The 12704-nt window shown below is 59.9% G+C and carries 13 protein-coding genes; 10 read left to right on the top strand and 3 right to left on the bottom strand.

Going from position 1 to position 12704, the window contains the following annotated elements:
- Positions 1-546 precede the first annotated feature (546 nt).
- On the bottom strand, positions 547-1176 hold the full coding sequence (locus ACQY6T_RS08350) for a tyrosine-type recombinase/integrase (protein WP_428630256.1): 630 nt from the start codon (positions 1174-1176) through the stop codon (positions 547-549).
- A gap of 310 nt (positions 1177-1486) precedes the next feature.
- On the opposite strand from ACQY6T_RS08350, the gene ACQY6T_RS08355 reads away from it, so the two are divergent.
- The 5 genes from ACQY6T_RS08355 (at position 1487) to ACQY6T_RS08375 (ending at position 3515) form a co-directional block, all read left to right on the top strand.
- A complete protein-coding gene (locus ACQY6T_RS08355) occupies positions 1487-2068 on the top strand; it encodes a response regulator transcription factor (protein ID WP_428630258.1) in 582 nt (193 codons plus the stop codon).
- Positions 2069-2102: 34 nt separating this feature from the next.
- Positions 2103-2468: a hypothetical protein gene (locus ACQY6T_RS08360; protein WP_428630259.1), complete on the top strand. Its 366-nt coding sequence runs from the start codon at positions 2103-2105 to the stop codon at positions 2466-2468.
- A 49-nt stretch (positions 2469-2517) separates the two neighbouring features.
- A complete protein-coding gene (locus ACQY6T_RS08365; RefSeq protein ID WP_428630261.1) occupies positions 2518-2976 on the top strand; it encodes a hypothetical protein in 459 nt (152 codons plus the stop codon).
- Positions 2973-3218, top strand: coding sequence for a hypothetical protein (locus tag ACQY6T_RS08370; protein WP_428630263.1), 246 nt, complete (start codon positions 2973-2975; stop codon positions 3216-3218). Before ACQY6T_RS08365 ends, ACQY6T_RS08370 begins: the two co-directional genes overlap by 4 nt.
- A gap of 93 nt (positions 3219-3311) precedes the next feature.
- Positions 3312-3515 carry a hypothetical protein gene (locus ACQY6T_RS08375; RefSeq protein ID WP_428630265.1) on the top strand — a complete coding sequence of 68 codons (204 nt, stop codon included), beginning with the start codon at positions 3312-3314 and terminating at the stop codon, positions 3513-3515.
- Between the two features lie 4 nt (positions 3516-3519).
- Here the strand turns inward: ACQY6T_RS08375 and ACQY6T_RS08380 are convergent, their stop codons facing one another.
- Entirely contained in the window at positions 3520-3753 is a 234-nt protein-coding gene (locus ACQY6T_RS08380) for a winged helix DNA-binding protein (protein ID WP_428630267.1), read from the bottom strand.
- Between the two features lie 1440 nt (positions 3754-5193).
- Between ACQY6T_RS08380 and ACQY6T_RS08385 the strand changes: the two genes are divergently transcribed.
- The 3 genes from ACQY6T_RS08385 (at position 5194) to ACQY6T_RS08395 (ending at position 8363) form a co-directional block, all read left to right on the top strand.
- On the top strand, positions 5194-6630 hold the full coding sequence (locus tag ACQY6T_RS08385; RefSeq protein WP_428630269.1) for an amidohydrolase family protein: 1437 nt from the start codon (positions 5194-5196) through the stop codon (positions 6628-6630).
- A gap of 186 nt (positions 6631-6816) precedes the next feature.
- On the top strand, positions 6817-7644 hold the full coding sequence (locus ACQY6T_RS08390; RefSeq protein ID WP_428630270.1) for a hypothetical protein: 828 nt from the start codon (positions 6817-6819) through the stop codon (positions 7642-7644).
- Positions 7641-8363 (top strand): hypothetical protein, encoded by a 723-nt coding sequence (locus tag ACQY6T_RS08395; protein WP_428630272.1) that lies wholly within the window; start codon positions 7641-7643, stop codon positions 8361-8363. Before ACQY6T_RS08390 ends, ACQY6T_RS08395 begins: the two co-directional genes overlap by 4 nt.
- A gap of 159 nt (positions 8364-8522) precedes the next feature.
- Here ACQY6T_RS08395 and ACQY6T_RS08400 read toward each other — a convergent pair whose 3' ends face one another.
- Complete coding sequence (locus ACQY6T_RS08400) at positions 8523-9683, bottom strand: CaiB/BaiF CoA transferase family protein (RefSeq protein ID WP_428630274.1); 1161 nt, start codon at positions 9681-9683, stop codon at positions 8523-8525.
- A 143-nt stretch (positions 9684-9826) separates the two neighbouring features.
- Between ACQY6T_RS08400 and ACQY6T_RS08405 the strand changes: the two genes are divergently transcribed.
- Both ACQY6T_RS08405 and ACQY6T_RS08410 read left to right on the top strand, forming a co-directional pair.
- Entirely contained in the window at positions 9827-11005 is a 1179-nt protein-coding gene (locus tag ACQY6T_RS08405) for an iron-containing alcohol dehydrogenase (RefSeq protein ID WP_428630276.1), read from the top strand.
- 47 nt (positions 11006-11052) lie between these two features.
- Entirely contained in the window at positions 11053-12687 is a 1635-nt protein-coding gene (locus ACQY6T_RS08410) for an AMP-binding protein (protein WP_428630278.1), read from the top strand.
- Positions 12688-12704 lie beyond the last annotated feature (17 nt).

Below are 12704 nucleotides of genomic sequence, written 5' to 3' on the forward strand. Positions count from 1 at the left end.
TCCACGCCGGCGCTCGGGTGCCGGACGTCAGGCCGCAAACGTCTCGCGTGAGGAGGTGCGGCTGGAGATTATGGGAGGCCGCTGGGCACGAAGGGCGCGGTCGGTCCGCTACCCCGCGCACGGCGCGGTGATGATCTAGTTGATTGTGCTACACATACGCATCGCAATACCCCTTCAGGGGGAACGCAATGCCTGGCGATGTCGCCCGAGCATCACGCGCTTTAGCCGTTGGTAACGCGGAGCAAGCTGCTTTCCCATTCAAAAGCCGCGGGTCGAAGGGAGAGAGCGGGAGAGCCCGTCACCCGTCTCGACCAGCTCCGAGTGACTATCTCAACTTAAAAGATTGATATTGAATTCGTCAACCGCCGCGACGCGTTTTGCGATGAAGAAAATCTTTCGGGCGGTGAGCCGATGCTAGCCTCCCTGCCGCAAGCTAGCCTCTGTTGGCCGGTTGGAGACTGTCCGCTTTTAGGTGTCAAAATAAAGAGAGCGGACGTTCCGCCACGAGCCAGAGCGCTCGCTCTCTAGGATATCGAGATTTGCTGGTTAGACTTCGACGCCTTCTGCCAGGGTCAACGCATCTTCAACATCGACGCCGAGGTAACGCACCGTATTTTCAATCTTGGTGTGACCGAGCAGAATCTGCACGGCACGCAAATTCCCGGTCGCCTTGTAAATGATCGACGCCTTTGTCCTGCGTAACGAATGCGTGCCGTAGTCTTCGCTTCGAAGTCCAACCGCGGTGACCCATTCGTCAACAAGACGCGCATATTGCCGCGTGCTCATATGCGCTAAATGATCGATGCGGCTCGGGAACGCATAGTCCTCTATCGATCCGCCGCGACGTTCGAGCCAAGCGAGGAGGCTCCCGCGAGCATCTGACATGATTTCGAACTGAACTGGTCGACCGGTCTTCTGCTGGATCACGATCGCCCGCGTTCTCAACTCACCGCCGGCGACAAGGTCGCCTATCTTAATCTTCACTAGATCGCAGCCTCTGAGTTTGCTGTCGATCGCAAGATCGAAAAGCGCCCTGTCTCGAAGCCGATGCTCTCGGTCCAGGTGAAAGCGAATTGCCCATATCTGCCGTGGTTTTAGCGGTCGCTTTGCACCGACCTTTCGACCGGCATTCCACGCCGGTCGTGGAGGTAAATAGTCGAATTCAGACCTTCCCATGATCGTTCTCCTGCGGCCAAAATGGCCAAAAAGGGAAACGCACGGATCATTGCAATTGGCCTTCTGTGGCCTGTCGTCTTTTCAAGACCAAACCGCCGAAAACGGATATTCGATTATCTGCACGGCCTCGCTACGCCCGGCATCGACATGCTGAAAGATGGAAATTGCTAAATGAGACGAATAAAGACCGGCTTCTTGCCTCGCATAAAAATCCTCCTCGCGTTCGCGATTGAAGCGTTACGCAAAGCATCTCCGACTGGTAACGATCTTAATTTGAGCTTAGGCATAGATCGAGAGGGGAATCGGAAAGATGAATCGCGATTTCGCTTCCGGCGGTCCAAAAAAGAGCGGCATTGACGCCCTCAGCGTCGGCGAGATCGACTGTCTCGATCTTGTCGCCGATGGTCTGGGATCGAAAGATATTGCGCGGCGCCTCGACATATCACCCCATACAGTCGATGCCCGGCTCAAGTCCGCCTGCGCTAAACTCGGCACAAAATCCCGATTCCATGCAGCGTCCATGCTTCGCGATGCGGGTCGCCCAGCCTCCGATGTCACCGTGACATCTGCCCATGCCAATTTGGTATATGAAGATCGGAAGCTTCCCCAAAGTGCGCTGCCTCCCGACAAGAGGTCGTCGGCGGGAGAAGGCGACGGTCCCGACGGCCTCAGGTCATCGCAAGGTCTAGATCGGGAAGCTCGTGCTTCCCGAAAAGGAAAGTCATGGCTCGAGCCTAGTCATCCGATCGCCAAATACTTTGGGGGCGAGAACAAGCTTTCGATCGGCCAGCGCTTGCTGACGATCCTCGCGATCGGCATCGGAGCGGCGATCGCGGTCGGGATATTGGCCAATGCACTGGTCGGTATATCGATGCTTGGCACGCCCCCATGAGGGCCACTCTTAGGAGTCGGCCGGGGGAAAGAAAATGCTCAGGGAACGTATTGAACTCGCCAATAATGTCGCCGCGCAGCTTTCAGAAGTCGAGGCCGCGATCGACGATGCGATTGCCAAGGCCGGAACTTTGATGGCCACGCTGCCCGCGGCTCAGGCAGCAGCAAAACTTTCGCCCGTCGTCGGCGACACCACCTTTGGACATCTCGGCGCCGCCGTCGCCGCGCTCTATGATGGCCGTTCGCGCATGGTCGCCGTCCATCACGAACTCGACAGCGTGAAAAATCACCTGGGACTGCGGAATTTCAAGGTCGTCGGCACGGGCGATGCCGGCAAGATTCTGCCGACCACCGCGCGTAACGATGCGATCAGCGATGGCGAAGAGGCGGCAGCCGCTTAAGCCTTGTGGCCCCGGGTCGTGAATCAGCAGCAATGACGGTGCGATCTTCATGATCTGGGGCTATCTCTATATTGCGCTGATGACCGGTTCGACGCTTGTCGTGCTTCGCATCGGCGAACGCGAGTCGCGCACTGCGATCCTTACTCTTTTCGCCGCCTCGGCCTTTACGCTCCTTGGGCTCTATTTTTCGGGAACGCGCTTTGAGGTCGCAAGCCTGCTCGTGAGTTCGCTCGATTTCCTCGTCCTTGCAATCTTTCTCGGCCATGCTCTCGTCAGCAAGCGTTACTGGACGCTGTGCCTCCCCGCCCTGCAGCTGATCACCTGCACCACGCATGTGCTCAAGGCCTTCGCTCCGGAAATCATCCCGCGCGTCTATTCCGCGGGCCAGGGCTTTTGGGCCTATCCGCAGATGCTCATCATTCTGCTCGCCGCCATCTGGGCTTACCAGGACCGGCGCGCTCGAAGCCGAACGCAGGGCGCGCGTCGCGATATGGAGAATATGCCATGAGCCAATCGGCGCATGAGCCACGCCCCGCCGCAGTCTTCCGCAAAGCGAATGATATTTTCAGTTCGATCTGCGCCGGTCATGCAACGCTCGCCGCGATCGAGGATGCGACAGGCTATCCCAGGACCACCGTGATCCGCGTTGCGGCCCTTCTCGTTGACGACAATATCGTGACTGCGAGCCGTGTGGATGGAGAGCTTCGCCTCGTGATGACCTGGCGCGGCCCGCGACCGGGTTTTGATTAACCACGCTTTCCTGTTTCGCTCGCGCGCGCACTTTGCTAAATCCCCGCCGCCTCACCCGCTTCGAGCCCCGAGGCGAGCAGGGATTGGCAATTCATGGCCGGAAAAACTCAGGACGACGATGCCGTTCGGGCGGCAAGGAATCGGCTGGTCCGCGAACTTGCCGAACTTGATCGCCTCGGCGAACGAATGGCGGCGATTGAAATCAATTCGGCCATCGAGATTTTAAATAATCGTCTCGGCGACGGACCCGATCCGGATGAAGCTGCAAATCTCGAGCGCCGCTACTTTCGCAGCTGAAATCTCACTCCGAAAGCTTGTCGAAATAGCCGTCCAGCGCGAGGCGCGTGCTCTCACTGATCGCAATGAGGATACGCCGGCCGTCGTGCCGATCGCAGGTGCGCTCGAACATGCCATGATCGGTCATGCTCTTGATCCAGCGCAATGCAGTCGTCGCTGGGACATTGGCAGCGATGCAAAGGCTCGAGACCGACACCTCGCGCCGTTCGTAATGGGCGGCATATAGGTCGAGCAGCATGTCCCAAGCCGGATCGGCGAATATATCGGCTGGCAAAAATTGTTCGCGCTGCCGCCTTTCGCGAAGCTTCGCGCGCGCGAGCTTCGCCCTCCCGGCATCGAATGATACGGGCGCTGGTAGCCGCGCGGCAGGCTCGTCCGGCAAGACCTCTGGTCGCGCCGACCCCAATCGCGTCAAAATCCATCGAACCTGCGCATCGAGCCTGTCCAGCTGCGCCTGCGTCGAAGTCTCGGCGGGCACGCCGAACCCCTCGTGATTCATTCCTGTCCCGTTCAATGCCTGTCCCACGAAGCACCCCCTTCGTTATCCACAGCCTTTATGTCCGATTCAGAGCATGGTTGGTGCGACATTAAGTACCAGTTTGGCAGCAAAGCGGAGTGACTTGAAGTAACAGCTTCGCGGTAATTCAGGCCGCAGCTACCCAAACCGGGCATTTGCCGCAGATAAGAGTCTTTCGCGCCAATATCCGGATCGGCACCGGCGCGACCGGGCTCCAGATCCCAAACTCCGTTCCGGAGCAAACTGGCATTTTGCTGGCCTTCTGAATGACCACGCACCCGACGGATCCCGAGCATATCCGCTCAACTTGGACAGCAGATGGCCGGTAGGAGACAGACCGCTTTAAGCCTGAGACCCGCCAAAGCAGACGTAATGTTTGCCTCCCGGCGGGATGAGGTGCGCCCCGCCCTCCAATTTGGATCCTACCGCAGCCGATCTAACTTGGCACATTCCCGGCGGCGAACGAGAGCCGACGGAGCCAAGCGACAATCTTCTTTCGGTTTCATTCCGAGCTACTAAAGATGTTGCTCAATCATCGCGCAGGGACATTCAGACATGCGATTTGCTACCGTTCGCGCCACAGCCTCGTTACTAGTCTTGTCTGCCCCTTTGTTGATCGCAACGGCTCAGGCGCAAACATCGGAATATCGCGTCTATATGCAGAACCGCGATATCGGACATCTGACCATCGATCGCGACGAAGATAAGGCCAGCATCGACTACGACTACAAACAGAATGGCCGCGGACCGACGATCAAAGAGGTCGTGACACTCGACACAAAGGGAGCGCCGGTAGGCTGGCAAATCTCCGGAAGCACAACATTTGGCAACACGGTACAGGAAAGCTTCTCGCGCAAGGCGGGCGAGCTGCAATGGATCGACCTTGCGGGCCCAGGCAAGCTCAAGGGCAAGGATTTGCCCGCCTATTATGTCACGCAAAATGGGTCGCCATTCGACGTCGCGATACTCGCAAAGGCGCTGCTGGCCGATCCTGACCATGCGATGTCCGTCGCTCCCGCGGGCACCGCAACGCTTGCGGAACGCGACCGCCGCACGATTCCGGCCGGCGGAGGTTCGCTCGAAGCGATTACCTATGAACTGTCCGGGCTTTCGACGACGCCGACCTATATTACGCTCGATACGGCGGGCGACCTCGTTGCCTTGCCTTCGCCCGGCTTCATCATCCTGCGCAAAGGGCTGGGCGCGGACGCGTCGAAAATCCTCCAGGACTTATCGGAGCAGCTCGCGTCTCAGCGGCTGGCCCGACTGCAGACCGAAGCAGCGCATCGCTTTGACGGGCCTGTGCGCATCCGAAACGTCCGGATATTCGACCCCGTCACTAAAGCCATGACCGGGCCGCGCGATGTCGTATTTTCCGGCAACCGGATCAGCGAAATCGTTCCGACCGGCAGCGCCGCGACGGGAGGCGAAACGCAAATCGATGGCGCCGGCGGTTCGCTGATCCCCGGACTTTACGAAATGCACGCGCACCTTGGCCCGGAAGACGCGCTGATGAACGTGCTTGCCGGCGTGACCTCGGTTCGCGACATGGGCAACGACAACGCCGTGCTCGACCAGCTCATTGCCCGCATCCAAAGCGGTGAAGTCGCCGGTCCCCGCGTAACGCGAAGCGGATTCATCGAAGGCCATAGTGACTTCAGTTCCGCGACCGGCCGTTTGGCGCACAACGAGAAGGAAGCGATCGAGCATGTCCGCTGGTACGCCGCGCGGGGCTATTGGCAGGCCAAGCTCTACAATTCGATGAAACCCGAATGGGCGCCTGCAGTCGTTAAAGAGGCCCACAGGCTGGGGCTACGCGTTGCCGGTCATATCCCGGCGTTTTCGGACGCCGACGCGATGATCGCTGCCGGCTTCGACGAGATCACGCATGTGAATCAGCTGATGCTGGGCTGGGTACTCGAACCCGGCGAAGACACGCGCACTTTGTTCCGCTTCAAGGCGATGCAGCGTTTTCCCGACATCGACCTCGCCTCGCCCAAGGTGATGAAGACGCTTGATGCTATGGTCGCGCGCAAGGTCGCCCATGAACCAACGATCGGGATCCACGAACTCGGGCTCACAGCGATTGATGGCAAACCCAATCCCGGCGCGCTGGACTATTTCGACCATATGCCTCCGGCCGAACAAAGGCAGTTGAAGCAAGCGCTCTTCGGGGCCGCGGATCCGGCTGAGCGCGCCCGCTATGTGGCGGCCTATGCGAAGGTCCTGGCGACACTCACCGACATGAACAAACGGGGGATTCTGCTCATCCCCGGAACCGATACCGGCGGTGCGTTCACGCTGCATCGCGAACTGGAACTGTTCACGAAGCTCGGCATGAGCAACGCCGATGTTTTGGCGCGCGACACTCTCGAAATGGCCCGATATCTCGGGCAGGATCAATCGCTCGGCTCAATCGAGCGCGGCAAATTCGCCGATTTTCTGCTGGTTCCCGGCGATCCGGTGAAGGACATCAAAGCCATCAAGACGATCTCGATGGTGGTCAAAGATGGCGCGGTGTATTTCCCTGGCGAAGTGTATGCGAAGATCGGCATCAAGCCGTTCGCAAGACCGCTCAAAGTTACTCCTGCTAAATAGTACCGAAAGGCATTGGCAGTAACCGCAACAGCTCTTGCGCTCAGAATGGTCTATAGCAGTCCGTCGACTTGAGAGCCTAGCCAGCAATAGCAGACATACATGTCTTGCTCTACCCGCCCTCATGTGCTGACTAGCCGCGGGGACGCGGGCGCTGGTCGTCGACCACTGCCAACATTGGTGGGGGCCATGAATATGCCGTATCGCAATGCGTGGATGTTTTGTCTCGCGATCATCGCGATGACGGTCCTGGCTTTTTGGCCAGGCTATTTCTCCAAGCTCGGAACCGCGAAAATCGCCTGGCATTTGCACGCGGTCACCGCCACCGCGTGGATGTTGCTACTTGCAGCTCAGAGTTGGTCGATCGATCGGGGTCATCGAGCTAGGCACCGAAGCCTTGGCCTCGCGGTCTTTGCTTTGGTGCCGCTATTCTTGGTCGGTGCTGCCGGGGTCGAACATAGCATGGCGATGGCGACCGCTTCCGGCGAGGATCCTTTTTACAATCTCTGGGGCTCGCCGCTTGGTATCTACGATCTTTTGGGATCGGCAGCGTTTGTTCTTTTTGCAGCGCTGGCGCTAAGGGAACGGCGCAACGTTGCGCGCCATGCCGCCTGGCTGCTCGCGACCCCGTTGCTGTTGATCGGGCCAGCGCTGGGGCGCGTATACAACGCACACCTTCCCGGCCTCGTCATCAACGGGCCGCAGGACTTCCCGCTGTTCCGCTGGAGTGTCCATCTCGGTGGCCTGACCGGAGTTTTGATTGCTGTGTGGCTGTGGTCTCGCCACCGTCGCAACGGCCAGCCGTGGCTGGTCGTGGCAGCCGTTATCTTGCTGCAGTCGCTTCTGTTCGAGACTGTGGGTTTCGCCAAAGCATGGAACTCTGTTTTCCTGGCATTCGGCGATGTTCCGGTCGCCGTGCATGCCGTCGGCGCCGGGCTGTTCGGACTAGCAGCCTTGTCGTGGGCTTGGCGCAGCAATCCCCATCGTCGCCAAACGCCGACGGAGATGGCAGCTTGACCAACCAAAATGTCGCCGTCCGCGGCAGCCGCTTCTTCTCAGCCAGCGCGCTTCTGATCGCAGCGCTCGTCGTACTAAGCTTCCCGCTCAGCTATTTCATCCCTCTCGCTACCGGCAGCAAAAGTTTCAGCTTGCTGCACCATCTGCACGGTCTCGCCTTTTTTGCGTGGGTTGGACTATATGTTATCCAGACTCGGCTTGTGCGCAGCGGGCATATCCGCCTGCATCGCGAACTGGGTCTTGCAGGCGTGGCGCTGGCCGGCGCCATAGTGCCGCTCGGCCTCTGGATGGCGGTGAGCGCTGCGGCCAGTCGCCAAGCCATGGGGATCGCCAGGCCCTTTGAATTCTCACTCTATAATCTAATCGACATCATGGTGTTCAGCTTCGCGTTCGGTTGGGCGATTTACGAGGCGTCGCGGCGTATCGAATGGCATCGCCGGTTGATGTTCGTCGCGTTGCTCAACTTGTTCGGCCCTGCCTTTTCACGCTGGATGCTGAAGCTTCCCTTGCCATTTCCTTGGGTCGACATGTCCCCCAACCTTCTCGCCGACGCAATGCTGATCGCGCTCGCGCTCCATGACCGACGCCAGCGCGGTCGCGTTCATGCCGTGACGACCGGCGCCGCGCTTGTCCTGATCCCGTTCCACATGGTCGAGCCGTTGATCGCGCGCAGCACAGTTTGGAACAATCTGGCGCCCTCGCTGTTTGGCTTCGGCTGAGGCTGGCCGTTAGAAGACCGTCCGCTTTCGGGAACGTATCGCGCAAATGCCGTCGTTGTTATTGTGGCTCTCGAGATATTTCTTAAAGCAGGCTTCTGCGCAATTGTGGTCTGGAATTGTCTGTTCGAACAGTCGCGTCCGTATCGAACCCTCGAGGCGCTACCGCAGAACCCCTTTGTCGTGCAGCAACCGGATCTCATCGGCTGCCACGGCCCAGCTCATCAAACTCTCGGAAATATCGCACTTCGAGACCACGGGGCTCGGTGTCCGGCTCGGTGACCGCGCGAACCGCGGAGCGGGCGCTGGTTGCAGTGACGGACCAGAATGCGCATGAACGTGTCGCGCCAGATTTGCCGGATGGTCGGCGGCCTCATGAAAGGTGAGAACGGGGGAGACGCAGGCGTCCAGTTCATCGAAAATTGCGCGCCACTCGCGCTGTGGTCGCGACCGGAATAACGGCTCGATCTGGGCTATGCGATCGGGCCAGACGGCAGGATTGAGATAGTCGTCAAAATGCTGCGGTTCGAGCCCAAGCCCCACCAAAAACGCATCATGGAATTCACGTTCGAGTGCGCCGACGGCCATGTGCCTTCCATCGGCGGTTGCATAGCAGCGGTAGAAATAGGCGCTGCCATCGAGCAGATTTTCGCCGCGACCCCGATTCCACAAGCCCATCTGCATCCAGCCCGCCATCTGGGTTAGCAAGACCGAAATGCCATCGATCATCGCGACGTCAATAACCTGACCCTGTCCCGATCGCTGCCGTTCGAGCAGCGCGGCGAGCACGCCCATAGCAAGAAATGTCCCGCCGCCGCCAAAATTGCCGACAAGATTGAGGGGCGGGGTTGGCGGCGTGTCGCTTGGCCCCATCGGAAACAGCGCACCAGTTAGCGCGAGATAATTGATGTCGTGTCCCGCGCGCGATGCCATGGGGCCGGTTTGTCCCCAGCCGCTCATGCGCGCGTAAATCAATCGCTGATTCGCTTCGCAGAGCGTATCTGGTCCCAGTCCGAGCCGCTCCATCACACCCGGTCGATAGCCTTCAATGACGACGTCGGCCCGCGTCGCCAAATCGCGGACCAGCGCTAATCCCGCAGGCGCCTTCAGATCGATCGCAACCGAGGGGCGGTTGCGATAGAGAAAATCATACTGCGGATCGCCGCCCAACGGGCGCGCCGCACCGAACCGCTCGATCCGCAGGACGTCGGCGCCGAGGTCGGCGAGCAGCATCGCGCCGAACGGGGTTGGACCGAGCCCGGAAAATTCAAGAATGCGAATGTTTGCGATGGGCGGTTGCACGCCACTTTCCCGCTCGTTCATATTGACTTGGCTCCCGTCCACCAACTGCGAGCAGGTGGTATATTCCCATCAGTTGAAAAATATACTAGCCAGTATCTGCTTGTCCTGTCACTATCTGATTCACGAGTCCGGCACAGACTGGACGATCAGAGGAGAGTGAGACGATGGCTGAGATCACCCAAAGCGAATTGCGCTTTACCCGCACCGAACGCGTGACAATGGGCGTCCCGACCGCGGAGGCGATCGCTGACGAGGCAGGTCAAATGGGATGCAAAAAGGTGTTTCTGCTCGCTTCGTCGAGCCTGCGGGAAAATACCGATGAAATCCAGAAGATCGAAGCGGGTCTAGGCGCCCGTCACGGCGGCACCTATAGCGGCATCGCGCCGCACGCGCCGCGCGCCGATGTGCTGAAAGCCGCCGATGCCGCACGCGCCGTCGGTGCCGATCTGATTGTCTCCGTGGGCGGCGGTTCAGCGACCGACGCGGCCAAGATCGTCGCGCTGTTAATCAAACATGATGTACGAAGCGTCGAGGCGTTCGAGCCCTTGCGGACCTATGTCACCGACGCGGGCGAAGTGATCAACCCGATCACCGTCGGCCCTGACATTCCTGTCATCTGCGTTCCGACTACGTTGTCGGGCGGAGAGTTCAACGCGCTGTCGGGCGCCACAGACGAGGTGACGCAGCACAAGCAGGGATATGAGCATCGCAACATGGCGCCGGTGATGGTGGTGCTCGATCCGTCGATCACGCGTCATACACCCGAATGGCTCTGGCTCTCCACCGGCGTCCGTTCGGTGGATCATGCGGTCGAGACCTTGTCATCGTACAAGTCGAACGATTTCGCCGACGGACTGGCCGAAAGCGCGCTGCGGTTGCTGGTCGAAGGCCTACCGCGCGTCAAAGCCGATCCGGGAGATCTTGAGGCGCGGCTGAAATGCCAGATCGGCGCCTGGCAATCGATGATCAGCATCATTGGCGGCGTGCCGATGGGGGCGAGTCATGCGATCGGCCACATCCTGGGCGGCACCTGCGACGTCCCGCATGGCTACACGTCGTGCGTCATGTCGCCTTATGTGCTGGCGTGGAACGCCGAGCATGACGCCAGCCGCCAGGCGCGCACACTGGCCGTACTCGGTGGCGAGCACGCGAGCGCTTCGGCCGCACTTGACGCGTTTATCTCCGGACTGGGCATGCCGCGCCGACTGAGCGACGTCGGCGTCGATGCGTCGCGCTTTCAGCAGGTTGCCGAATACACGCTGCTCGACATCTGGGGCCGCACCAACCCCCGACCCATTACCTCTGCCGCCGACATACTCGAAATCCTGCGCCGCGCTGCCTGACGACACGATCGACCATGGCCATAGCGACCGCAGATAAAGGAACGACCATGCCGAACGCCGCAAGATCGCGAGATTTTCAGGACCCGCGTATCCCCAATCGCGACGGATGCGTGTTGCGCTATCTACTCGACCGCTGGGCAGTCGAGCGCCCGGACAAGGCGCATGTCGTCTTTGCCGACGGCTCGGAATGGAGTTTCGCGGACATCCACGCCCGCGTGCGCGAAAAAGCCGCCGGACTGCGCCAACTGGGCGTCCGGCAGGGTGAACATGTCGCGGTGTGGCTGCCCAATGGGCCTGACGCGCTGATCGCTTTTTATGCCATCAACTATCTCGGCGCCGTGTTTGTACCCTTCAACACGGCATACCGTGGTGGATTGCTCGAGCATGTGCTGGCGAACTCGTCCGCCCGGACCTTGCTCGTCCATCCCGACCTGATCCCCCGTCTGGCGGATGTCGATCTCGCCGGTCTTGAACTGCTGGTTGTCACGACCGCAAACGCGGTGGCGGAAACGCCGCTCGCGTCGGTGCGGTTCGATGACGTGATCGGCGATCCATCTGATGAATTGCCGCTGGAACGCCCGATCGAGCCTTGGGATATTCAGTCGATCATCTACACCTCGGGGACGACTGGCCCGTCGAAAGGCGTTCTGTCCTCCTATCTCCACATGTTCTCGAACGCCGGGCCGGAAAGCTGGCCGATGGTCGGCGAGGACGACCGCTATATGTGCGTTGCGCCGATCTTTCATATCGGCGGCATGGGGCCACCCTTTGTGATGCTGGCACGGGGCGCTTCGGTTGCGATGATCGACAATTTTTCGACCGACGAATTCTGGTCGGTCGCCAAGCGCACCGGGGCGACGGTAGTCTTCCTGCTCGGTGTCATGGCGACCTTCCTGCTCAAGGCGCCACCGTCGCCGAAGGACCGCGATCATGGCGTGCAAAAGGCTTTCATGGTGCCGCTGACCGGCGACGCGCCTACCTTTACGGAGCGCTTCGGCATCGACATCTATACGATTTTCAACATGACCGAGATTTCGTCGCCCGTCGTGTCGGAGGCCAATCCGACGAAGATCGGAACCTGCGGCCGCGTCCGTTCCGGCGTCGACGTTCGTCTTGTTGACGGCAATGATTGCGAAGTCGCGGTCGGCGAAATCGGCGAGATGCTGGTTCGCACCGACCGGCCATGGGCTATGAACAGCGGCTATAACGCCAATCCCGAAGCGACCGCCACCGCATGGCGCAATGGATGGTTTCATACCGGCGACGCTTTTCGGCGCGACGCGGACGGCTATTATTATTTTGTCGATCGGGTGAAGGATGCGATCCGCAGGCGGGGCGAGAATATCTCGTCGTTCGAAGTCGAAGCCGATGTCTGCCGCCATCCCGACGTGCGCGAAGCGGCCGCCATCGCGGTGCCGAGCGAATATTCGGAAGATGAGGTGATGGTGGTCGTCGCGCCGGTTCCGGGCCGGTCGATCGACTGCCGCGCGCTGGCCGAATTCCTGATCGAAACCATGCCCTATTTCATGGTGCCACGTTATTTCCGGGTGTTGGACGAGCTCCCCAAGACGCCGTCGGCCAAGGTTTTGAAGACCGACCTGCGGCGCGAGGGCGTGACAGACGACACATGGGATCGCGAGGCTGCGGGCCTGCGGGTCCGCCGCGAATCCTTTGCTCCATGAACCGAATGTTTAATGCG

It is taken from the genome of Sphingopyxis sp. (genome assembly GCF_965279725.1).
Lineage (GTDB): Bacteria > Pseudomonadota > Alphaproteobacteria > Sphingomonadales > Sphingomonadaceae > Sphingopyxis.

Bases quoted from the DNA above. Each gene is read 5' to 3' on its own strand.
- ACQY6T_RS08350 (WP_428630256.1), bottom strand. From the start codon at position 1,176: ATGGGAAGGTCTGAATTCGACTATTTACCTCCACGACCGGCGTGGAAT.
- ACQY6T_RS08355 (WP_428630258.1), top strand. From the start codon at position 1,487: ATGAATCGCGATTTCGCTTCCGGCGGTCCAAAAAAGAGCGGCATTGAC.
- ACQY6T_RS08360 (WP_428630259.1), top strand. From the start codon at position 2,103: ATGCTCAGGGAACGTATTGAACTCGCCAATAATGTCGCCGCGCAGCTT.
- ACQY6T_RS08365 (WP_428630261.1), top strand. From the start codon at position 2,518: ATGATCTGGGGCTATCTCTATATTGCGCTGATGACCGGTTCGACGCTT.
- ACQY6T_RS08370 (WP_428630263.1), top strand. From the start codon at position 2,973: ATGAGCCAATCGGCGCATGAGCCACGCCCCGCCGCAGTCTTCCGCAAA.
- ACQY6T_RS08375 (WP_428630265.1), top strand. From the start codon at position 3,312: ATGGCCGGAAAAACTCAGGACGACGATGCCGTTCGGGCGGCAAGGAAT.
- ACQY6T_RS08380 (WP_428630267.1), bottom strand. From the start codon at position 3,753: ATGCTGCTCGACCTATATGCCGCCCATTACGAACGGCGCGAGGTGTCG.
- ACQY6T_RS08390 (WP_428630270.1), top strand. From the start codon at position 6,817: ATGAATATGCCGTATCGCAATGCGTGGATGTTTTGTCTCGCGATCATC.
- ACQY6T_RS08400 (WP_428630274.1), bottom strand. From the start codon at position 9,683: ATGAACGAGCGGGAAAGTGGCGTGCAACCGCCCATCGCAAACATTCGC.
- ACQY6T_RS08405 (WP_428630276.1), top strand. From the start codon at position 9,827: ATGGCTGAGATCACCCAAAGCGAATTGCGCTTTACCCGCACCGAACGC.
- ACQY6T_RS08410 (WP_428630278.1), top strand. From the start codon at position 11,053: ATGCCGAACGCCGCAAGATCGCGAGATTTTCAGGACCCGCGTATCCCC.